19 protein-coding genes are annotated in these 21,371 nt (G+C 40.8%); 13 read left to right on the forward strand and 6 right to left on the reverse strand.

Annotated features, from left to right (window positions below; translation table 11 throughout):
- Nucleotide 1 precedes the first annotated feature (1 nt).
- Nucleotides 2-1,306 (reverse strand): aminopeptidase P N-terminal domain-containing protein, encoded by a 1,305-nt coding sequence (locus tag OQY15_RS06120; protein ID WP_265789030.1) that lies wholly within the window; start codon nucleotides 1,304-1,306, stop codon nucleotides 2-4.
- A gap of 169 nt (nucleotides 1,307-1,475) precedes the next feature.
- Between OQY15_RS06120 and OQY15_RS06125 the strand changes: the two genes are divergently transcribed.
- The 3 genes from OQY15_RS06125 (at nucleotide 1,476) to recG (ending at nucleotide 5,447) form a co-directional block, all read left to right on the forward strand.
- Nucleotides 1,476-2,828, forward strand: a complete 1,353-nt coding sequence (locus OQY15_RS06125) for an OmpA family protein (protein ID WP_265789032.1) — start codon at nucleotides 1,476-1,478, stop codon at nucleotides 2,826-2,828.
- Between the two features lie 127 nt (nucleotides 2,829-2,955).
- Nucleotides 2,956-3,336 (forward strand): RidA family protein, encoded by a 381-nt coding sequence (locus OQY15_RS06130; RefSeq protein WP_265789038.1) that lies wholly within the window; start codon nucleotides 2,956-2,958, stop codon nucleotides 3,334-3,336.
- Between the two features lie 5 nt (nucleotides 3,337-3,341).
- Complete coding sequence (recG, locus tag OQY15_RS06135) at nucleotides 3,342-5,447, forward strand: ATP-dependent DNA helicase RecG (RefSeq protein WP_265789040.1); 2,106 nt, start codon at nucleotides 3,342-3,344, stop codon at nucleotides 5,445-5,447.
- Here recG and OQY15_RS06140 read toward each other — a convergent pair.
- On the reverse strand, nucleotides 5,444-6,652 hold the full coding sequence (locus OQY15_RS06140; RefSeq protein WP_265789042.1) for a serine hydrolase domain-containing protein: 1,209 nt from the start codon (nucleotides 6,650-6,652) through the stop codon (nucleotides 5,444-5,446). The genes recG and OQY15_RS06140 overlap by 4 nt on opposite strands.
- A gap of 140 nt (nucleotides 6,653-6,792) precedes the next feature.
- Between OQY15_RS06140 and fumC the strand changes: the two genes are divergently transcribed.
- The 5 genes from fumC to OQY15_RS06165 all read left to right on the forward strand — a co-directional run bounded on the left by fumC (nucleotide 6,793) and on the right by OQY15_RS06165 (nucleotide 10,481).
- The gene (gene fumC / locus OQY15_RS06145) at nucleotides 6,793-8,190 is read left to right on the forward strand and encodes a class II fumarate hydratase (protein WP_265789044.1); all 1,398 of its coding nucleotides are present in this window, start codon (nucleotides 6,793-6,795) and stop codon (nucleotides 8,188-8,190) included.
- 1 nt (nucleotide 8,191) lies between these two features.
- Nucleotides 8,192-8,689 (forward strand): fumarate hydratase, encoded by a 498-nt coding sequence (locus OQY15_RS06150; RefSeq protein WP_265789046.1) that lies wholly within the window; start codon nucleotides 8,192-8,194, stop codon nucleotides 8,687-8,689.
- Nucleotides 8,690-8,698: 9 nt separating this feature from the next.
- Nucleotides 8,699-9,499: a S1/P1 nuclease gene (locus tag OQY15_RS06155; protein ID WP_265789047.1), complete on the forward strand. Its 801-nt coding sequence runs from the start codon at nucleotides 8,699-8,701 to the stop codon at nucleotides 9,497-9,499.
- Entirely contained in the window at nucleotides 9,492-9,950 is a 459-nt protein-coding gene (locus OQY15_RS06160) for a low molecular weight protein-tyrosine-phosphatase (protein WP_265789048.1), read from the forward strand. The genes OQY15_RS06155 and OQY15_RS06160 overlap by 8 nt, the downstream gene beginning before the upstream one ends.
- 75 nt (nucleotides 9,951-10,025) lie before the next feature.
- Nucleotides 10,026-10,481, forward strand: coding sequence for a PA2169 family four-helix-bundle protein (locus OQY15_RS06165; protein WP_265789049.1), 456 nt, complete (start codon nucleotides 10,026-10,028; stop codon nucleotides 10,479-10,481).
- Nucleotides 10,482-10,536: 55 nt separating this feature from the next.
- Here OQY15_RS06165 and cphA read toward each other — a convergent pair whose 3' ends face one another.
- Entirely contained in the window at nucleotides 10,537-13,164 is a 2,628-nt protein-coding gene (gene cphA, locus OQY15_RS06170) for a cyanophycin synthetase (RefSeq protein ID WP_265789050.1), read from the reverse strand.
- Nucleotides 13,165-13,386: 222 nt separating this feature from the next.
- On the opposite strand from cphA, the gene OQY15_RS06175 reads away from it, so the two are divergent.
- The 4 genes from OQY15_RS06175 to OQY15_RS06190 all read left to right on the forward strand — a co-directional run bounded on the left by OQY15_RS06175 (nucleotide 13,387) and on the right by OQY15_RS06190 (nucleotide 18,175).
- Nucleotides 13,387-14,262 carry a cyanophycinase gene (locus OQY15_RS06175; RefSeq protein ID WP_265789051.1) on the forward strand — a complete coding sequence of 292 codons (876 nt, stop codon included), beginning with the start codon at nucleotides 13,387-13,389 and terminating at the stop codon, nucleotides 14,260-14,262.
- 4 nt (nucleotides 14,263-14,266) lie between these two features.
- Nucleotides 14,267-15,109 (forward strand): isoaspartyl peptidase/L-asparaginase, encoded by an 843-nt coding sequence (locus OQY15_RS06180; protein WP_265789052.1) that lies wholly within the window; start codon nucleotides 14,267-14,269, stop codon nucleotides 15,107-15,109.
- A gap of 37 nt (nucleotides 15,110-15,146) precedes the next feature.
- A complete protein-coding gene (locus OQY15_RS06185) occupies nucleotides 15,147-15,824 on the forward strand; it encodes a hypothetical protein (protein ID WP_265789053.1) in 678 nt (225 codons plus the stop codon).
- A 221-nt stretch (nucleotides 15,825-16,045) separates the two neighbouring features.
- Nucleotides 16,046-18,175 (forward strand): carboxy terminal-processing peptidase, encoded by a 2,130-nt coding sequence (locus OQY15_RS06190; protein ID WP_265789054.1) that lies wholly within the window; start codon nucleotides 16,046-16,048, stop codon nucleotides 18,173-18,175.
- 64 nt (nucleotides 18,176-18,239) lie between these two features.
- On the opposite strand, the gene OQY15_RS06195 is transcribed toward OQY15_RS06190, so the two are convergent.
- Nucleotides 18,240-19,166, reverse strand: coding sequence for an SPFH domain-containing protein (locus tag OQY15_RS06195; protein WP_265789055.1), 927 nt, complete (start codon nucleotides 19,164-19,166; stop codon nucleotides 18,240-18,242).
- A gap of 120 nt (nucleotides 19,167-19,286) precedes the next feature.
- On the opposite strand from OQY15_RS06195, the gene OQY15_RS06200 reads away from it, so the two are divergent.
- Nucleotides 19,287-19,472, forward strand: coding sequence for a hypothetical protein (locus OQY15_RS06200; RefSeq protein ID WP_265789056.1), 186 nt, complete (start codon nucleotides 19,287-19,289; stop codon nucleotides 19,470-19,472).
- Here OQY15_RS06200 and OQY15_RS06205 read toward each other — a convergent pair.
- A complete protein-coding gene (locus OQY15_RS06205; RefSeq protein WP_265789057.1) occupies nucleotides 19,469-20,599 on the reverse strand; it encodes a CapA family protein in 1,131 nt (376 codons plus the stop codon). The two genes, OQY15_RS06200 and OQY15_RS06205, sit on opposite strands and share 4 nt — an antisense overlap.
- A 71-nt stretch (nucleotides 20,600-20,670) precedes the next feature.
- A complete protein-coding gene (locus OQY15_RS06210; RefSeq protein WP_265789058.1) occupies nucleotides 20,671-21,222 on the reverse strand; it encodes an NlpC/P60 family protein in 552 nt (183 codons plus the stop codon).
- Between the last annotated feature and the right edge of the window lie 149 nt (nucleotides 21,223-21,371).

The following is a 21,371-nucleotide window of genomic DNA, read 5'->3' on the forward strand; positions in this document are numbered from 1 at the left end:
GTTATAATAATGTTGGAGTACTATTCATGATCTCTTCAATTTCATCCGCTTCAACAGGAATATGTTTCATCAGATCAATGTTGCCATCATGGGTTAGCAAAATATTGTTTTCAAGGCGAATACCAAAACCTTCTTCAGGAATGTAGATGCCCGGCTCGCATGTAAGTACGTTTCCTGAAGAAAAAGGCAGATAGCGATTTGCAAGGTCATGTACATCAAGGCCTAAATGGTGACTGATGCCATGCATAAAATATTTTTTATATAAAGGGTAAGCTGGATTTTGTTTCTTAACGTCGTTTGCAGCCAGCAAGTTTAAGCCAATCAATTGTTCTGTCATCAGTTCGCCAACATTCTGATTATACTCCTTGCTTGAAATGCCAGGCACCATTAATTTTATTGCTTCCTTCATCACATGCAAAACGGCATTATAAACTTCCCTCTGCCTTGTTGTATACCTGCGGTTTACAGGAACAGTGCGGGTCATGTCTGCATTGTAATTTGCATATTCAGCGCCAAAATCCATTAGGATCAGGTCTCCATTTTTACAGGACTGGTTGTTGTCATTATAGTGGAGAATATTTGCATTTATCCCTGAGGCTATAATCGGAGGATAAGCATGGCCGGTAGCCCGGCGTCTTATAAATTCATGAATAATCTCCGCTTCGATCTCATATTCTGATACACCAGGTTGTATATACTGAAGCGCACGTAAAAAAGCATTCCCCGTGATATCACAGGCTTTTTTTATAAGTTGCACCTCATGATGTGACTTTGTGTCACGTAGCTGACGCATCAATGGTGCAGCTCTTTCATAATGATGAAGCGGATATTTAGCCTTCATCTGCTCAATAAAACGGATATCTGATGAAGTGAATGAAGATCCTGTTGTAACATTTTCATTTACATTCAAATATATGTTGTCCGCAAAAGCGATGATACTTTGCAAAATGTTGTCAAAATCATCTATCCAGTAAACAGATTGGATGCCGGATGCTTTCTGTGCGGCCGTTTTTGAGTATTTATGGCCTTCCCACACTTGAATGTCCTCATTGGTCTGTCTTAAAAAAAGGACTTCGCTGTATAATGGGTTAGGACAATTAGGGTAAATAAGCAGAATGGTCTTCTCCTGATCAATGCCAGAAAGGTAAAAGAGATCTGCATTTTGTTTAAAAGGATAGTCCTGATCACCACTTCTGGTGAATTCATCATTAGATCGAAATATAGCTAAGGAGTTGTTTTTTAGCAGTTTCCGTAATTTTATTCTATTTTCAATAAATAACGTACTTTCTATATCTTCGTATTTCATGATGGTACTGACTATATTGGCAAATAAAGTCAAATATATCCAAATCCTCAAATATGTTAAATTTGGAACGGTGTTTGTATACCTGTTGTGAGAAATAAAAATTTGTTTAATTTTGCTACACAAAAAAATTATACAGTTTAAATTTGTTTAACCTTAAAAAAGAAAAATTATGAATTATTCTACTTTGAAGAAGGGGCTAGCATTATCCTTTGTAACGGCTGTTGGAGTGTCTACTCTAGCATCTGCACAGGATTCTACTGCAACTTCATCTTCAGCCAAAGTATTTGGTGGAAGAGGCCAGTACAGAACTTGGTCAGTTGGTGTTAATGGTGGTGTTTTATCTCCGTTCGTTGCGATCGGTGGATCAAATGACTTCACTAATGCTGATGTGAACTTAGGTTATGGTATCTCATTAAAGAAACAATTAGGTCACGCTTTCGGTATTGAAGGAAACATTTTCCGTGGAAAAGTTTCTGGAACTAACAAAGATGCTGCTAGTGGTGTTCAGTACACAGAACAAGGCTTAGGTGGTGTTAGAGAGTCTGAGACTTCAATCGGTTACGCTGCTGACATTAGAGGTGTTGTTAACGTTGCTACTGTTGACTTCTTACGTCGTGAGAACTCAGTTAACTTCTTCGTTACTGCTGGTTACGGTTTAGTTGCTTATGCACCTAAAGTAACTTATGGTAACGGCGCTGTAGTTGATTGGAAAGACAACGCTGGAGATAGCAGAGACAAAAAATACGTTAAAGAAGCTTACATCCCAGTTGGTGCTGGTGTGAAATTTAAAGTTTCTGACCGTGTTGCCTTTAACTTAGGTTATACAATGCACTTCATTGATAGCGATAACTTCGACGGAGTTTATGCTAAAGGAACATCTAAAGATAAATTCTCATACGGTTACGCTGGATTAGAATTCTCATTAGGTTCTAAATCTAAACCAGATTTAAACTGGGTTAACCCATTAGCTTTGATGTATGATGAATTGAAAGATCCTTCATTGCGTCAAGAAGTTGAAGCATTAAAAACTCGTGTTACTAATGTTGAGAAATCTGTTGAAGATTTGAAAAAAGATAGCGATGGAGACGGTGTTTCTGATCAATTCGACAAATGCCCAGGAACTCCTGCTGGTACTGCAGTTGATGGTTCAGGATGTCCACTTCCAGCTCCAGTTGCTCCGGTAAACTCTAACGTAACTGGTTTCGAAACTATCCAATTTGAATTCAACTCTTCAGTTTTAAAAACTGAATCATACCCTACTTTAGATAAATTATCTTCAGTGTTACGTGAAAACGGTGGTAAAGCCTCAGTAAAAGGTTACGCTTCTAGCGAAGGTACTGCTGCATATAACTTGAAATTATCTAAAGATAGAGCAAACTCTGTAAAAACTTACTTAGTTAACTCTGGAGTTAACGCTAGTCAAGTTACTACTAAAGGTTTAGGTGAAGCTAATCCAATCGCTTCTAACGATACTGAAGAAGGTCGTATCCAAAACCGTCGTGTTGAAACTTCAAGAAACTAATATTTCTTAAACAACATACAGAGAAAGGGCTCCGATTTATCGGAGCCCTTTTTTTATACCCTCAATTCTCTTTACCTAATGCCTCATAGGGCAAACAGTAATCACAATAATTATCTACATTTGTTTTATGAAGAGAATTATCAATACGACAGATGCGCCGGCACCGATCGGACCATATAGCCAGGCAGTTCTTGCAAATGGATTTTTATATGTTTCCGGACAAATACCAATCAACCCTGCTACGGGAGAATTGACCATAGATTCTATTAAATCAGAAACAGAGCAGGTCATGCGTAACCTGAATGCTGTATTACTGGAAGCTGGGTTTGAGTTTTCGAACATTCTGAAAACAACTATCTTTTTATCTGACATGGCTTTATTTGCAGAAGTAAATGAGGTGTATGGTTCATACTTTGAATCCGAGTTTCCGGCACGTGAAACTGTTGCGGTAAAGGGATTACCCAAAGGAGTAAATGTTGAAATATCTGTGATAGCCTACAAGGGATAAGTATTTTGTTTGCTTCTGATCTGGATACCACAATAGAATTTTTAAAGGGCGTAGGGCCAAAGCGGGCAGAAATCCTGCAAAAGGAACTGGGCATATTTACATATGGCCAGCTGCTTACCTATTACCCCTTCAGGTATATTGACAGAACGCGCTTTTATAAAGTAAGTGAGCTGCAACCAGAGCTGCCGTATGTACAGATTCTGGGCCGGATAACAAGTAAGGAAACCATAGGCGAGAAACATAAGAAAAGAATTGTTGCCAGATTTACTGATGAAACGGGGACAATTGAATTGGTATGGTTTCAGAGTCTGAAATGGGTAGATGAAAACGTGATGCGAGGCAAAGTATATATCGCATTCGGTAAACCTACCGTTTTCAATGGTTCATTCAGCATTTCTCATCCAGAGATGGAGACCTATCCCCGCCCGGTTACCGTAACCGGAAATATGACACTGCAGCCGGTTTACAATTCAACGGAGAAGCTAAAAAAATTCTCCCTGGATAGTAAGGGAATCCAAAAACTGCAGGCACTGTTGATCGAACATAGTCTGCCAGAAGTTAAAGAAACTATTCCGGCCTATATCCTCGAGAAATACAAACTTGTTAATCGTCGGGAGGCATTGCTAAATATCCACTTTCCCAAAGATACTCTTTCATTACAATGTGCTGAACGCAGGCTGAAGTTTGAAGAACTGTTCTTTATTCAGCTACAGTTATTAAGTAGTAAACAGTTCAGGGAGATGAAGTTTAAAGGGCATCTCTTCAGTACGGTCGGTGAGAGGGTAAATAACTTTTATAAGGATATTCTTCCTTTTGCGCTTACAGGTGCCCAGAAACGGGTTATTAAGGAAATCAGGATAGATACCCAGCGTGGTGTCCAGATGAACAGGCTGGTACAGGGCGATGTGGGAAGTGGTAAAACCGTAGTAGCATTAATGAGTATGCTTCTTGCCAATGATAATGGTTTTCAAGCCTGCATCATGGCCCCAACGGAAATTCTTGCCCGTCAGCATTATCATTCTATTGCGTCCTTGCTTGATGGCAAGCTGGTTAAGGTAGATATTCTTACGGGTAACAGCACTAAAAAACAAAGAACGATACTCCATCAGCAACTTGAATCAGGAGAGATTGATATCCTCGTGGGGACCCATGCCCTTATTGAGGATAAGGTAAAATTCAAAAATCTGGGGCTGGTGGTGATCGACGAGCAGCATCGTTTTGGCGTAGAACAGCGTGCCAAGTTGTGGCGCAAAAATGAGATACCGCCACATATTCTTGTAATGACCGCCACACCGATCCCCCGTACGCTGGCTATGACAGTATATGGGGATTTGGACGTATCTATGATTGATGAGTTGCCTGTGGGCAGGAAACCAATTGATACGAGGCATCTTTTTGAGGGGCAACGTTTGCGGATGTTTGGTTTTATGAAAACAGAGATTGCTAAGGGCAGGCAGGTCTACGTAGTTTATCCCTTGATTAAGGAAAGTGAAAAGCTGGATCTGTTACATCTTGAAGCTGGTATAGAGCAGATGCGATACCAGTTTCCCTTGCCTGACTATCAGATCAGCATTGTACACGGAAAGATGCCCAATGTAGATAAGCAGTTTGAAATGCAGCGTTTTGTTGAGGGAAAGACCCAAATTATGGTTGCTACGACAGTAATAGAAGTTGGAGTAAACGTACCGAATGCATCAGTGATGATCATTGAAAATGCAGAACGCTTCGGCTTATCACAGCTGCATCAGCTTCGCGGAAGAGTAGGCAGGGGGGCAGAGCAGAGTTACTGCATTCTGATGTCAGGTCAGAAACTGAGTAAAGAAGGTCGTAAGAGGTTGGAAACTATGGTAATGACCAATAATGGTTTTGAGATATCTGAGATCGATCTGGAGCTTCGTGGACCGGGTGACCTGGCTGGTACGCAGCAGAGTGGTGTGCTTGATTTGAAGCTGGCGAATCTGGTAAAAGATCAGCAAATATTACAGGAAGCAAGAAATACTGTTATAGAGATCTTTCATGAAGATCCTCTGCTTTCTTTGCCTGAAAATGCCTTACTCAAACGTTTCACAGATAAAAAAAGCAGAGGAATTGCTTTGGATAAAATCTCTTAATCCTCGTCTGATCCGGGCATAGATCCCGTGCCTGTATAAGCTCCTTTTCTGATTACGGGAACGCCGAGATGTTTATAAAGATCATCCAGGTGCAAAAGGCTTCCATTGGTGAGATTACCCAGGAAAACAATTACAATATTTTTATTGAGATCACGCACATAAATGTGTCTGAAACCATGCCACCAACCAGTATGATATACGACTTTACGCCCATTATCACCATCAAACATTCTCCATCCGTAACCATAATTGAAATGGCCGTTTACTGGCTTGTTATGGCCTGTGTAGGCTGAGTCGAGACTCGCTTTCTTTAACAACCTTCCGGATTTCAATGCATTATCGTATAAAACAAGGTCATGTATAGTGCTGTATACCCCCTTGTCTCCAACAGGGCCATCCAGGAAGTTTTGTACTACCGAATATCTCCAGGTACGATCGTGACCAACCACATCAACAGGTATCTTTGGATAAACTGTAGTTGAGTACACATGAGTGTGTTTCATACCAGCTGGTTTGAACACATTCGCCATCATATAATCTGCGTACTTTTTGCCTGTTACTTTTTCTATGATTGCTGCCAGCACCATAAAGTTTGAGTTATTATAGTGAAACCTGGTATCAGGTGCTGCATAGCGGGCAGGTTTATACTGAGCGATCAGATCCATCACATCTGTATTGCTCATCGGTTTCTTTTTATCTTTCCAGATGCCGTCTGTAAAATAAACATAGTTCATCATCCCGCTCCTGTGGGATAATAACAACTTTACAGTTACGCCATCGTAAGGGAAGTTAGGGTAGAATTTTTTAACATCGTCATCCAGTTTGATCTTTCCCTGTTCAACCAGTTGCATCACAGCTACACCTGTAAAAGTTTTGGTGATAGAAGCCAGCTCAAATTCTGAACTGATCTTAAGGCTGTCCCGGTGCAGGTAATCTGCCCATCCAATGGCTTTTTCGTAAATAATTTTGCCGTCTTTAGCAACCAGCATATTTCCATTGAAACCGTATTTTTTATGTAGGTTCTGAACAAAATCAGCGATCCACCTGTCACCTTTAGCGGGGTTATATGTAAGAAGCAGACTATCTTTCTTGTCGTCATTTACGGTGCGGACCGTCGGATCTTCGGTTTTTTTTTCAGCATGAGAACAAGCATTAAATAGAAAAGTGGCCAGAAAAGCCACAGGTAGAATGGTACGGTAGATCATTGTATGGATAGGTATTTTTTGAAGCCGGAAAAATAAACAATAATAACTTTCTAAACGCAAAAGAGTTTTAAACATTATCAGATACTTTACAATCTTCTATACATATAAAACCTTATTTTTGGTTCAAAATTATAAAACAAATGAATTTTAGAACCGAACACGACACCATGGGCGAAGTGCAGGTGCCAGCCGATAAATACTGGGGAGCACAAACTGAACGTTCACGTAATAATTTTAAAATTGGTCCGGAGGCTTCGATGCCAAAGGAAATCATCCATGCTTTTGGCTATTTGAAAAAAGCCGCTGCATTGGCTAACCAGGAATTAGGTGTACTGGCCAGTGATAAAGCAACATGGATCGCTTCTGCATGTGATGAAGTAATTGCCGGTCAGCTTGATGATCAGTTTCCTTTGGTGATCTGGCAAACAGGTTCAGGTACGCAGAGCAATATGAATGCAAATGAGGTAATTGCCTATCGTGCACACGTGCTGAATGGTGGCGACCTTGCTGATGACAAAAAAATCCTTCATCCTAATGATGATGTAAATAAATCGCAGTCTTCAAATGATACTTATCCTACAGCTATGCACATTGCTGCCTATAAACAGGCTGTAGAAATTACCCTACCGGGACTTGAGAAACTACAGCAGACCTTACTGGCTAAGGCGGATGAATTTAGTGAAATCGTAAAAACAGGAAGAACCCACTTCATGGATGCTACTCCTTTAACACTGGGGCAGGAATTCGGAGGTTATGCACAGCAGCTGACTAATAGCATCAGAGCAATCAAAAATGCTTTGGAAATGATCACGGAGCTGGCACTGGGTGGTACTGCTGTAGGAACTGGTTTAAATACACCTAAAGGGTATGATGTACTGGTAGCAGCCAAGATTGCTGAGCTGACAGGATTGCCGTTTGTTACTGCACCAAATAAATTTGAAGCCCTTGCAGCACATGATGCAATGGTTGAGTTGTCATCAGCATACAAACGTACAGCTGTTGCCCTGATGAAAATAGCGAATGATGTGAGGATGCTCAGCTCAGGTCCACGATCTGGAATCGGAGAGATCATTATCCCTGATAATGAACCAGGATCATCAATCATGCCTGGTAAAGTTAATCCTACACAGCCTGAAGCACTGACTATGGTTTGCGCTCAGGTGATGGGAAACGATGTTACTGTAGGCATCGGTGGCAGTAACGGACATTTTGAACTGAATGTTTTTAAACCTGTGATTGCGGCAAATGTGTTACAATCCGGAAGACTGCTGGGTGATGCATGTGTATCATTTAATGACAACTGTGCGGTCGGTATTTTACCTAACCTGCCGGAGATCAAGAAACACCTTGAAAATTCGTTAATGCTGGTTACGGCATTAAATCCGCATATTGGCTACGAGAATGCTGCAAAGATTGCTAAAAAGGCTCATAAGGAAAATAAAACACTTCGTGAAGCGGCTATTGAACTGGGTTTATTAACCAGTGAGCAGTTTACGGAGTGGGTAAAGCCAGAAGATATGGTAGGTAGCTTAAAATAGCATGAACAAATACCATTATCTGATTATTCTATTCTGTTTGGTGGCGTTTCTCGGTTGCGAGAGACGCCCAAACGTTCAGGGTGATGGAGAACTTTTTCTGCAGGGGGTATGGAACCAGGACAGTATTGCCAACGCTGATAAACTGCTTAATTATACACAGTATCATATCAAATTTACCTGTGATTCTTTTTATGTAGACCTCACTACTCATTCAAAAGTAAATTATTACGAAGATCCTTGTTATAATAATGGGGTTTGGAAAGAATATGCTAAAGGAGTTTATCAGGTAAGAAAGGATAGCTTATTCCTGGAAGGAACTTATACTAAAGATAATTATAAGCAAAAAGTATCAGGATGTTATACGGTTGGAATTTACAGAAAAGGCTTTATTGTTAAATCTTCTGATGCCGGTCACCTAAATCTACAGGGACTGAGCGACCAGCGTGATGTAAACCTGGTACTTAAACAAAAAATAACCTGTATACCTCAGGAATTATAAAACACAACCATGATTTTAGTTCATCAAATTAAAAAGGCCTGTATTGCCATTGCTATTATTGCTTATCTGCCGCTGAATGCCGCTGCCTGGGGAATGACAGGCCATAGGATTGTAGGTCAGATTGCCGACTACTATCTCACTGCAAGAGCACGTAAAGGGGTAGCCCAGGTTTTGGGAGCCGAGAGTGCGGCGATGGCCAGTAACTGGCCTGATTTTATTAAGTCGGACACATCGTATAATTACCTCGGTAGCTGGCACTATGTAAACCTACCTGCAGGACTTGATCAAAATGGCGTATTTAACTTTCTGGATAGCGATAAACAGGCTAATGTTTATAATAAGATCCCTGAGATGATTGCTATACTGAAAGATAAGCAGAAAACAGCAGCAGAGAAACAGATGGCCATGCGCCTGCTGATCCATTTTGTTGGGGATCTGCATCAACCGATGCATACGGCAAGAAAAGACGATCTGGGAGGTAATAAGGTAACAGTAACCTGGTTCGGACAACGATCCAACCTTCACAGGGTATGGGATGAGCAGCTGATTGAATATCAACAGCTCAGTTATACAGAATATGCTGCGGCGATCAATCACCCTACCAAAGATCAACTGAAGAAATGGAGTCATGATTCACTAAAACAAACTGTTTATGAATCTTACGAAGCATGCAATAAAATATATGAAGTTACAAAGGCAGATGATAAGTTGAGCTACCGTTATAATTTTGATTTTGTTGATATGTTAAATGAACAATTGCTTAAAGGCGGTGTAAGGTTGGCACATATACTGAATGATATTTATGCCTAAGAAAAAAATCCTCATGGTTTGTCTGGGCAATATTTGCCGTTCTCCGCTTGCAGAGGGAATTGTCAGGCAGCTGGCTGCTGATGCCGGACTCAACTGGGAGATTGCTTCTGCTGGTACCGGCAACTGGCATGTCGGTCAACCTGCAGACAAACGAAGCATAGCAGTTGCAAAAAGCTATGGATACGATATATCTAAACAGCGAGCCCAACATTTCAATAGCAGCATGCTGGATGAGTTTGATCAGATTCTCGTTATGGATAAAAATAACCTGAGGGATGTTTTAAGCCTGGCAGAAAATGATGATCAAAGAAAAAAAGTGAGTTTGTTTCTTTCTGAAAATCTGGATGTCACAGATCCTTACTTTGACGATCAGTTATTCGACCCGGTATTTCAAACGATAGAAGATCGTGCAAAAAAGCTTGTGGAAGAGTTAAAGGTTAAATTGGGCTGAACATACTCTTTTCATATTATATGAAAACCTTTTTATAGGAAGGGTGTTGTTTCTGGACATCAAAACCTATTAAAAATGAGTAATATTACAGTAAACCCCGAAACATTAAACGACCTGATCCAAATTAATAATGACAGAATTGCTGGCTATGAGAAAGCGATTGAAGAGCTTAAGGCAGAAGACAGCGATTTGAAAGCATTATTTGTAAAAATGGTTGGTCAAAGTCATAAACATAAACTGGCTTTAGCTACGGCAGTACAGGGTAGCGGAACAGAACTGGAAACCGGAACAACTACATCAGGTAAGATATACCGTGCCTGGATGGATGTTAAAGCTGTCTTTACTGGTCATGATCGCAAGGCAGTTTTAAGCAACTGTGAGGCTGGCGAAGATGCTGCTCAGAAAGCTTATAAAACCGCACTGGAAGAAGAAAGTTTGTCTGCTGATACAAGGGCGTTGATTACAGAACAGAAAGCTGATTTAAGAGCTTCACATGATGAAATTAAGGCGCTGAGAGATTCACAGGCTTAGTTTTTCATGTCATTAAAAACCCCGCAAAGAATATTTCTTTGCGGGGTTTTTGTTTTTATTTAGAGTTGTATATTCCAAACTCCTTGTCAAGATGCTCAGTAACCCTGACAATTGCATTGTCAATAGTATTGCTGAGTATAGTGATAAATGAACCCGGTTTAGCGGTAGTCACCAAAAATTGCAATGCATCAGCGCCATCATTGTTGATGATAATTTCCATTTTAGGATTGATCTCATGGATACCAGCGATCAGCAGATCAATAATTTCCTGTTGTTGTCTGCCGCGGAGGTACTTCTCCTGACAGATAATGATCTTGTCAAACATCTGCGCAGCGATACGTGCAGTTTCCATGATATCTTCATCCCTTCTGTCACCCGTGCCCGAGATTACGCCGATGTGTTCGGTTGCTTCTACAGTTTTCAGGTAGTTTTTAATGCCGTTGAAACCATCAGGATTATGAGCAAAGTCAACAAGAATTTTAAATTCCTTGAATTTAAACACGTTCATTCTACCTGGCGTTTGTGCCGCTGAAGGAATGAATGTTTCGAGAGACATACGTATGTCTTCGATCTTATAACCATAAAGGAAGGTCGCCAGTGTCGCTGCCAGTACATTCTGAATCATAAAATCTACACTTCCGCCAAAGGTTAGCGGGATATGAGTTACCCGTTCTACACGTATCTTCCAGTCGCCTTTTTTGATCGTAATATAGCCGTTCTCATAAATAGCAGCTGTTCCGCCTTTTTTGCAGTGATCCACAATCACAGGATTATTTTCATCCATGCTGAAGTATGCCACTCTACAATCTGCGTCATTAGCAATTTTAACGCAATACTTATTGTCGGCGTTTAGTACTGCCCAACCATCTCTTTTGACTGCGCCAATAACTACCCCCTTCACTCTGGCCAGGTCTGATAAATTGTGAATGTCTGAGATACCCAGGTGGTCTTCCTGAATATTGGTTACGATACCAATATCACAACGGTTAAAACCAAGGCCTGCTCTGAGGATACCCCCTCGTGCGGTTTCTAAAACAGCAAACTCCACTGTTGGATCTCTAAGTATGAATTCTGTACTTACAGGGCCTGTAGTATCGCCTTTCATCAGCAAGGTGTTCTGTACGTAGATGCCGTCGGATGTGGTGTAGCCAACACGCGTACCATTGCTTTTCACAATATGAGCCACCAGTCTGGTAGTTGTAGTTTTTCCGTTTGTTCCTGTGATTGCAATAATAGGTATTCTTGCAGATTTTCCCGGAGGATATAACATATCAATTACCGGTGCAGCAACGTTTCTTGGCAGCCCTTCACTTGGAGCAAGATGCATCCTGAATCCTGGAGCCGCATTTACCTCAAGTATCACCCCGCCATTTTCTGTCAGGGGCTGGGTAAGGTTTTGTGCCATTACATCGATGCCACAAATATCCAGGCCAATGATTCTTGAAATACGTTCGCTGATAAAGATGTTCTCCGGATGAACAAGGTCAGTTACATCAATCGAAGTGCCGCCGGTGCTCAGGTTAGCGGTGGATTTTAAATATACCAGTTCACCGTTAGGGGCAACTGTTTCCAGGGAGTAATTCTTTTTCTCCAGGAGATCGAGGGTGTCGCGGTCTACAAGAATCTCAGTTAGCACATTTTCATGTCCATATCCACGGCGCGGGTCTTCATTCTCTTTATCGATCAACTCCTGGATAGTATTTATTCCATTCCCGGTAACATGTGCAGGAACGCGTAAAGCTGCAGCCACCATTTTATTGTCAATCACCAGGATTCTGAAATCATAACCTGTAATGAAACTTTCAATGATGATTCTTCTTGAATATTGTTTGGCATATTCAAAAGCTTCTTTAGCAGCTTCAGCAGTTTTGACATTAATTGTGGCACCCTTACCATGATTTCCGTCCAGAGGTTTAAATACCAGCGGGAAGCCTACAGTTTTAATGGCATCATCGAGATCTTCAATCTCTGAGATCGTTACTCCTTTGGCAACCGGAATGGCAGAATCTTTCAGCATCCGCTTCGTCTCATCTTTGTTCCCTGCAATATCTACCGCGATACTATTGGTCCTTTCTGTCATGGTGGCCCTGAAACGAACCTGGTTTTTGCCATATCCCAACTGAACCAGCGAGCTTTTATTTAACCTGATCCAGGGGATATCCCGTGCTATCGCTTCATCTACGATAGAACCCGTGCTTGGCCCGAGCATTTCAGAATGCCTCAATTCTTTTAAGCGCTGAATGTCCGCTTCCAGATCATATTCCAGGTTATCGATCAGCGCCTCGGCGATCTTCACACTGGCTTCGGCTGCAAAAACACCTGATTTTTCTTCAAGGTAGCTGAATACTACGTTATATATTCCGTTGGTCTTGGTCATGCGCGTTCTTCCAAAACCTGTATCCATTCCGGCAAGGGTTTGAATTTCCAGGGCAATGTGTTCTATCACATGGCCCATCCAGGTGCCCTCTTTAACGCGTGCAAAAAAGCCGCCGGGTTCTCCTTTGGAGCATCGGTGTGAGTGTAAACTTGGCAGCATCTTTTCCAGTCGATCACCAAATCCTTCAATGGAACTTGTCGGACGCTGTTCCATATCCTCCAGATCCAGCCTCATCTGAATTAATTTCTTTCTGTTGATCGACCAAATATTTGGTCCTCTTAGCACTTGAATGCCGAGTATTTTCATATAGTATTTATTTGTTTTTCAGTAGTGTTTATCGCTTCCCAGGTAGCTAAGACTTAGTTAGGCAAGTTAATTAAAATAAAGATAGGATGGTTGTCCACTATTTTAGGGACACTCTTCATTAAAATTTCATTTTTGCTAATAATTATCAATTACTGATGGAATTATGGTAATAATTAAAGTATTGAATATATATTTGAAATTTTAGGATAACAAACACATAAAATGGCTCCAAGAGGTAAATTAATTATTATTGGCGGTGCGATAAATACCGGCAGTTTTACTGAGACCCAATTTGGGCTTCCTCAGAATATGAATTTTTTTGAGAGAGGCATATTAAAACGTATTACTACAGAGTCAGTTAAAGATACTGCATCGCGATTCGAGATCATTACCACTGCCTCTCTGGTTCCTGAAAAGGTTGGTGAAGAGTATATTAAGGCTTTTGCCCAGTTGGATGTACATAATGTTGGGGTGTTAAATATCAGCAACAGGGAGCAGGCAAATGATCTGGCAAACTGTGAACGTGTAAAAGCGGCAGAAGTATTGGTTTTTACCGGTGGTGATCAGTTGAGGCTATCTTCAATATTTGGCGGTACCGCGATACACCAGATCCTGCTGGACAAATATGAGAATGAGGATATTGTGATTGCTGGAACTTCAGCAGGAGCTGCGGCGAGTTCAAAAAATATGATCTATCAGGGTAACAGTAAAGATGCGCTCCTGAAGGGCGAAGTTAAAATCACTGCCGGATTAGGATTTATTGACGGCGTGATCGTAGATACCCATTTTGTGCAGCGTGGACGGATAGGCAGGCTGTTGTATGCAACTGCCAGTAGTCCGGGAATACTGGGTATTGGTCTTGGTGAAGACACAGGGCTATATATTTCAAACGGGAACATGATGGAGGCTATCGGTTCCGGAATGGTCATCCTGGTAGACGGACGCCATATGAGCGATACAAACCTTACAGATGTGGAGATGGGACAACCTGTATCTATAAAAAATATGATCGTTCATGTCATGTGCGATGGTGATACTTATGATCTGAACGACCATCTGTTAACGATACATCATCCAAAAGTTATCCCTCAATATTAAACGAATGAAGTTAATTATACATGGAGGTTTTTTTAGTGAATCTGATACCAATCAGGAAACTAAAAAAGCAAAACAGGATGCATTGGCAGAAATAGCCACTCTTTCCTGGCAATTTTTACAGTCGCATACTTCATTGGAGACCGTAGCATACGCTGTAAGCTTGCTGGAAGATAACCTTCTGTTCAATGCCGGACTAGGATCGCAGATCCAGAGTGATGGTAAAGTAAGGCTGAGCGCTTCCATTATGGATGGTAAAACTCAAAAATTTGCTGGCGTAATTAATATTCAGGATGTTCAGCATCCAGTACAGGTAGCGTCACTCCTGCTAAGATACGAGGACAACGTACTCAGTGGAGACGGTGCGGTCGCTTTCGCAAGGAAAAATGATTTCGCCCATTTCGATCCAATTACCCCCCAGCGTCAATCAGAATATGAACTAAAGCTTAACCAGCAAAACAATAAAGGTACAGTAGGCTGTGTCGCTTTGGATGCCAGTGGAGATATTGCCGCCGCCACCTCTACAGGGGGCAAGGGTTTTGAAATCCCAAGTCGTGTAAGTGATTCAGCAACAGTAGCCGGTAACTATGCCAATGCCTTTGCGGGAATATCCTGTACAGGTGTTGGAGAGGATATTGTGAGTATCGCCTTGTCTGCCAGGATTGTAACACGTGTAACTGATGGATTTACACTTAAAGAAGCTTGTGATAAATCTTTCGCAGAGCTGAAAGCTATAGAAGGCTTCGCCGGCGTGATCGGTATTGCTGCAACGGGCGACGTTTACCACATAGATTCACACCCATATATGGTTTGGGCATCACATGATGGTAACCTGCAGGTATTCAACTAAAAACATAGATCTAATAAAAAAGACATATCTTTGTTACATGTATAAACTATGTTTCGCGTTGTTTTGCCTTATTTTTTGCTCGTCGGCAATCGCACAAACGAATACTTTTACCCAGCAGGATCCCAATGGTGGCGGTAGTTCCATTAGTATTGCTACCTCTGGTGCAGAAGAAGCTGAGGGTGATGTTTATTTTCAGGAAGCCGAAAAAAATGAGAGAATGGGTGATCTGAATGATGCACTCACATTATTCGGTAAAGCTGCATTTGAATACAATAACTCAGGAAATTCATCACGTTATGGTGCTTCTTTGCTTAGATTAAGTAATGTACATTACCTCCTCGAACATTATACAGAAGCAGAACATGTAGTACTTAATGTAGCCCTGAAAACCTATTCCCGTTTTGGGAACCGGAGCGGTCAGATGGCTTCCTATAGTCAGTTGGGAAAGATTTACCTTGCTGCAAACAAACTTACACAGTCGATGTGGTTTTATACCCAGCAGGGAATTTTAGCCAGGCAAACTAATAGTAACACCTCTTATATAGATTCGATTTTAGGCCTGGCGCAGGTTAAAATCAGGAAGAAGGAATACGTCCAGGCAAGCAGGGATATCAATAAGGCTGAGACCTTTGCAAAGAACTCTAGAATCAGCCAGTTTAAGGGGCAGATCAAACAAGCAAGATCCCTTATCGCAGAGAAGAAAAAAGTATTGTAAATAACATATATGTATTTTTTTCTATATTAGGTAATAACTGTTTGTGCCATTCTCCAATACGGTATACAATGTTCAGAACCATGTATTTACCGCAGAATTGATTATATTTGGGAAAGATTACAGAAAAGAGACAGTATTATACTGTCTCTTTTCTGTTTATTTGAGAAATTGGTATCATATTGGTTCTTACTATAAAAATGGAATTTAAAATATTTAAAGAGATGTTGAAAAGAATATTATTGGTAACCTTAACTGCAGCCATCTTAGCTTGTCAGGCCGCTCCAAAATCACAGAAGCTGGTTGAAGGAATCCCTAATATTAAGCCTGATGAACAACAGGCTTTGGTATGTAAGGAAATTGTAGCGCTGATCGAAAATTACAACTATAAAAAACTAACTCTAAATGATTCAATTTCATCTCTGATACTGGATAAATATATTAAAGCCCTCGATCCTTACAGAAGCTATTTCCTGGCTTCAGACATCAAAGAATTTGAGCAATTCAGGAATACGCTTGACGACCAGTTCAGGGCTGGCGATCTTACTGCTCCCTTTTATATTTTCAATGTTTATTCCAAACGATACAATGAAACTCTTGATTATGCCATAGCGCATATCAAGGATAAATATGATTTCAATCAGAATGACACCTATGTTTTTGACCGTGAGAAAATGCCATGGGTAACTTCAACAACTGAACTGAATGACATCTGGAAAAAAAGGGTTAAGTACGAGCTAATTAACCTAAGCATTGCAGGTACTGCTGATAATAAAAATGTAGAAACGCTTACAAAAAGATATCAGAACCTAAAATCACAATCATCTAAACTGAATAATCAGGATGTATTCCAAACCATTATGGATGCGTTTACTGAAACAATTGACCCCCATACAAATTATTTTAACCCAACAAATGCACAACAGTTTAATGAAGAGATGGCCCGTTCATTTGAAGGAATAGGTGCACGTCTTAAATTGGAAAATGATGTGCTGAAGATTGATGAGATCATCGCCGGGGGCCCTGCTTTTAAAAGCAAGCTGCTGAACGCTGGTGACAGAATCATTGGCGTAGCACAGGCAACGGGAGATTTTGAAGATATTATCGGGTGGAGAATAGAAAGCTCTGTGGCTAAAATTAAAGGCCCGAAAGGAACCAAAGTTAGACTGAGAATTATTCCTGTTGGACATGAGATGTCTTCTAAACCTGTGGTTATAGAATTGATAAGGGATAAGATTGTTATGGAAGATCAGTCGGCGAAAAAAGAAGTTAAAACCATTCAGTCGAATGGCAAACCCTATAAAATAGGTATTATCACTGTTCCCGGTTTTTATGCCGACTTTAAAGCTGCAAATGCAGGTGATCCGAATTATAAAAGTACAACACGTGATGTAAGACTACTGATTGATACGCTGAAAACAAAAGATAAAGTAGATGCTATAGTAATGGACCTTCGTGCAAACGGCGGTGGTTCATTGGTAGAAGCGATAGACCTGACAGGTTTATTTATTGACCGTGGACCAGTGGTACAGGTGAAGGATCTAAAAGGTAATGTTGAAGTGAGCGAAGATGAACGTTCAGGGGTGGCCTGGGATGGCCCTTTTGGTGTAATGGTCGACAGACTAAGTGCATCAGCTTCTGAGATTTTCTCGGGTGCAATACAAGACTATGGCAGGGGCATTATCGTAGGGACACAAACTTATGGTAAGGGTACTGTACAATCATCTATTGATCTGAATAAATTGGTTAATCCCTCTATTCTGCAGCGTCTCGCAGCTTTAGTTCAGAAAGGTCCAAATGGTTCAGGTCTGACCATCAAAGGCGCTAAAGACAGTACTCCTCAATTGGGTCAGATCAATCTGACAATGGCTAAATTCTATCGCGTAAATGGAAGTAGTACACAGCATAAAGGTGTAATGCCTGATATCGTATTACCTTCTTTTTACCCTCTGGAGAAAATAGGTGAAGACACGGAACCTTCAGCATTGCCTTGGGATGAAGTCCAGCGTTCAAATTTTGTGGCTGTAGCGGATCTTTCAGGCATCAAGTCTGAACTGGTAAAACTTCATGATCAGAGGATGCAAAAATCTCTGGACTATAAAAGTCTGATACAGGATATTGAAGATATGAAGAAACGTGATACCGAAACTTCAGTGACCTTAAATGAGAACAAGCTGAAAGCAGAGAGAGATAGTCTGGAAGCTAAAAATCTGGAAAAGATCAATAAGCTTAGAGCATCGAGAGGGTTGCCTGCTGTTAAGAAAGGTGATAAAATCAAAAAAGATGAGAACTTTGACTTCGTGGAAGATGAGACCATGCACGTAATGGCTGATTTTATCCAACTGAAAAAGTAAGTTATTTAATGGATATAAAAAAAGAGCTGAATCATATTCAGCTCTTTTTTTATATCCATTAATACTAAGAGTCTTTATTTTTAGCCATTTGCATAGACATCATTTCCTTCATCGTCTTATTCATCCCTTCTGTTGAGCCATCCAGAAAGATTACATTACCATCGCTGTTTTCAGCAAATTGCTTGATAGACTCCGTCCACATGGTAAATAAAATTACAGAAATGTCCAGATTAGCCTGTTCCATTTCCTGTGCGGCTTTTGTCATACCATGAGCAACTTCTGCACGGAAAAGTGCTATACCCTGTCCCCTTAACTGGGCAGCCTCACGTTCTGCTGCGGCTGCAATTTTGATGGCATTTCCATCCGCTTCGGCACCCTTGGTCTTTGTGATCAGTAAAGCCTGACCCTCGTTTTCAGCAGCAGCCTTCAGGTTGTTCGACGCTACAACACGACTCATCGAGCGCATAATTTCCTCATCAAAGGTAATGTCGTTTAGCTGAAGGTCCTGCAGATGGTAACCCCAGGATTCAAGTACCTTGTCAATCTGTTCTTTTACATGCATCACGATTTCATTTCGCTGTGCAAGCACATTGGCCTGCTTTTGTGTAGCTACGTAGGCCCTGATGGAGCCTTCAATCGTACGGATCAGTGCCTGCATCAGGTTTGTCGCGTCTACAAATTTAAAAGCTACATTTTTAATTGTCTCCTCATGCTGATCCAAAACAGAATATAACAACATGGCTTTAAAATATACATTTGCCTGATCCTGTGTTACCGCCTGAAAAGAAAGCTCTACCGACCTGTTTTGTATAGAAATCCGGGAATGAATGACTTCAATCAGCGGAATTTTAAAATTGAGGCCAGGACTTAACTGTCGCCTGTACTTGCCAAAAATAGTAATCACCGCAATGGTTCCCTGTTTAACCGTTACAAACGAACTGAACAAGATCACCAAAGCTACAACGAGGAAAATTATTAGTCCTAAACCCATAATAAAAGCTTTTTAATTTAAACTCTTTCAAGTTACAAAATTTTAGCCTCATCATATAAAGATGGTTCAATTAATGAGGCACAGATATTGTATTGGAAGAATTGAATCAACAAAACTACTATGAACATTAAACGTACTTTCGGAACAATATTAACGATACTGGGTATTATCGGGCTGATTTATACTGGCTATGGATTTGTGAAACATGATGCGAATACGCGCGCACTTCTTGTATCCGGCCTTATCGGGGTGGTTTTCTTTTTCTCGGGCATCAGCCTCGTGAAGAATACAAAGGATGAAGCCTAATCCTTTACCCTAATTTTTTTGTCACTAAAAGTCAGGCGGTGGCCTGCAAAATCAGAATCCGTTAAGGAGACGATCTTCTTCAGGGCTGTATGGTTTTGATCGATTGTTAGCCGGCTCAGTTTAGTCTGCCTCGTAGAAACTACATCAGCATAAAGAAAGTCTCCACGGTTATTGAGTTTTATATTCAGTAAAGGGGCAAAGCCATTCGGGCCATTGAGATTAAATTGTCCGTAGGTGCAAAAATTTCCAAGGCTGTAGGCTATAAATTTGTTCTTGTAAACTTCAACAGCTCTTGTGACATGCGGACCATGTCCCAATACAATGTCGGCCCCTGCATCTATTACTGCATGCGAAAAAGCATAAACATCACCACGATCTTCCTTGTAAAATATTTCTTTTGTCTTGGGCACGTGTTCAAATGTTGCACCTTCACCGCCTCCATGGAAGGAAACAATAACAATATCGACATGCTTTTTCAGGAAAGAAACCAGGCTTTTTGCACTGTCAATTTCAGTGATCTGGAGGGTGAAGTCATTGGGAGAGAAAGCACAGAATCCATATTTAATACTATCTTTTTCAAAAATTGTATAGGGCTGACTGTTTAAGCCTGCGTAGTTAATTTTCAGAGAGTCCAATAGTGCCGCAGTACGCTTTCTGCCCGCAAAGCCGAAATCGCCAACATGATTATTCGCTACACTCAGAAGATCAAAGCCCGCGTCTTTATAAATGGCTGCATAACGCTCGGGCATACGAAAGGCAAAACAGCTGTTCCCAATAGTATCCTTGCATTTTGTAGATTTCCCGCTGTCGAGAAAACATCCTTCCAGATTCCCAAAAACAATATCGCCTTTTAGAAAAGATTTTACATGTTTAAAGCTTCCTGTGGCATCATCCGGAGGCAGGTCAGCTTTCGACCGATAGGCGGAACCCAGCATAATATCCCCTACAGCAACAATGGAGATCGTATCCTTTGTACTTAGGGCAAGTGTATCCGCCGCCGATGGTTCCTGACCAACTACATTTGCACTACCGGCGCAGCTGATTACAATCAAGGCCATTGCCATGCCCACGATGGTTTGTGATAAATATTTAATACGGATATATTTATTTTTTGCAGCTGCCGCCATGCCTAAAGTTTAATCAAAAAAAAGTCCCTCTAAAATAATTAGAAGGACAGTATAATTTATGTGATGATCAATTATTCTTCGATCAGTTCTTTTCTTGCAGATTCCAGAATGCGTCCACCCCTGTAGAAATGACGTGCATAATATGGTTCGTCAAGATTGCTGATTACAACCCCTCTTGATGAGGATGCATGAGCAAAGCGACGATCTCCAAGGTAAATTCCAATATGTGTAATTCTTGAGCTCTTGATCTTGAAGAAAACAAGATCTCCTTCTTTTAAATCGTCTTTAGACAATGGATCAACCATGCTGAAGATATCTCTTGAGTTTCTCAGTAAAGTAGTATTGAAAACCTTCTCATAAATCGCTTTAGTAAAAGCTGAACAATCGATCCCTTTTTTGGTATTGCCTCCGAAACGGTATGGAGTACCGATCCAGTCGTACACGAATTTGTAAAGTTTAATGTTCGATGTCGCATCAACTGCAACACCCATTACCTGCGAAAAATATTGTGAAGCTAAATTATCAGGATCTTCTAATTTGTTGGTTTCTTTTGTTGTTTGTGCATTCAAAGCTGTGATGCTGCACAAGGCAATAAAGGTAGAAAACAAAAACTTTTTTATCATGTTACACTTTTAAGTTTGGGTAAAGAAGTACTTACACTTAAACTTACACCGCGCAGGGCTTGTCGTCAGGTTTCCAAAATTATGTATTTTACAAATGTTATGCAAATGTAATTTGTTTTAAAAATGTGTTTGTCACATTAATATGTAAA

This window comes from Pedobacter sp. MC2016-15, from assembly GCF_026239695.1.
Classification (GTDB): domain Bacteria; phylum Bacteroidota; class Bacteroidia; order Sphingobacteriales; family Sphingobacteriaceae; genus Pedobacter.

Bases quoted from the DNA above. Each gene is read 5' to 3' on its own strand.
- OQY15_RS06205 (WP_265789057.1), bottom strand. From the start codon at position 20,599: ATGGCGGCAGCTGCAAAAAATAAATATATCCGTATTAAATATTTATCA.
- OQY15_RS06200 (WP_265789056.1), top strand. From the start codon at position 19,287: ATGAACATTAAACGTACTTTCGGAACAATATTAACGATACTGGGTATT.
- OQY15_RS06150 (WP_265789046.1), top strand. From the start codon at position 8,192: ATGAACAAATACCATTATCTGATTATTCTATTCTGTTTGGTGGCGTTT.
- cphA (WP_265789050.1), bottom strand. From the start codon at position 13,164: ATGAAAATACTCGGCATTCAAGTGCTAAGAGGACCAAATATTTGGTCG.
- OQY15_RS06125 (WP_265789032.1), top strand. From the start codon at position 1,476: ATGAATTATTCTACTTTGAAGAAGGGGCTAGCATTATCCTTTGTAACG.
- OQY15_RS06120 (WP_265789030.1), bottom strand. From the start codon at position 1,306: ATGAAATACGAAGATATAGAAAGTACGTTATTTATTGAAAATAGAATA.
- OQY15_RS06185 (WP_265789053.1), top strand. From the start codon at position 15,147: ATGTATAAACTATGTTTCGCGTTGTTTTGCCTTATTTTTTGCTCGTCG.
- OQY15_RS06210 (WP_265789058.1), bottom strand. From the start codon at position 21,222: ATGATAAAAAAGTTTTTGTTTTCTACCTTTATTGCCTTGTGCAGCATC.
- OQY15_RS06190 (WP_265789054.1), top strand. From the start codon at position 16,046: ATGTTGAAAAGAATATTATTGGTAACCTTAACTGCAGCCATCTTAGCT.
- OQY15_RS06175 (WP_265789051.1), top strand. From the start codon at position 13,387: ATGGCTCCAAGAGGTAAATTAATTATTATTGGCGGTGCGATAAATACC.
- fumC (WP_265789044.1), top strand. From the start codon at position 6,793: ATGAATTTTAGAACCGAACACGACACCATGGGCGAAGTGCAGGTGCCA.
- OQY15_RS06165 (WP_265789049.1), top strand. From the start codon at position 10,026: ATGAGTAATATTACAGTAAACCCCGAAACATTAAACGACCTGATCCAA.
- OQY15_RS06130 (WP_265789038.1), top strand. From the start codon at position 2,956: ATGAAGAGAATTATCAATACGACAGATGCGCCGGCACCGATCGGACCA.
- OQY15_RS06155 (WP_265789047.1), top strand. From the start codon at position 8,699: ATGATTTTAGTTCATCAAATTAAAAAGGCCTGTATTGCCATTGCTATT.
- OQY15_RS06160 (WP_265789048.1), top strand. From the start codon at position 9,492: ATGCCTAAGAAAAAAATCCTCATGGTTTGTCTGGGCAATATTTGCCGT.
- OQY15_RS06195 (WP_265789055.1), bottom strand. From the start codon at position 19,166: ATGGGTTTAGGACTAATAATTTTCCTCGTTGTAGCTTTGGTGATCTTG.
- OQY15_RS06180 (WP_265789052.1), top strand. From the start codon at position 14,267: ATGAAGTTAATTATACATGGAGGTTTTTTTAGTGAATCTGATACCAAT.
- OQY15_RS06140 (WP_265789042.1), bottom strand. From the start codon at position 6,652: ATGATCTACCGTACCATTCTACCTGTGGCTTTTCTGGCCACTTTTCTA.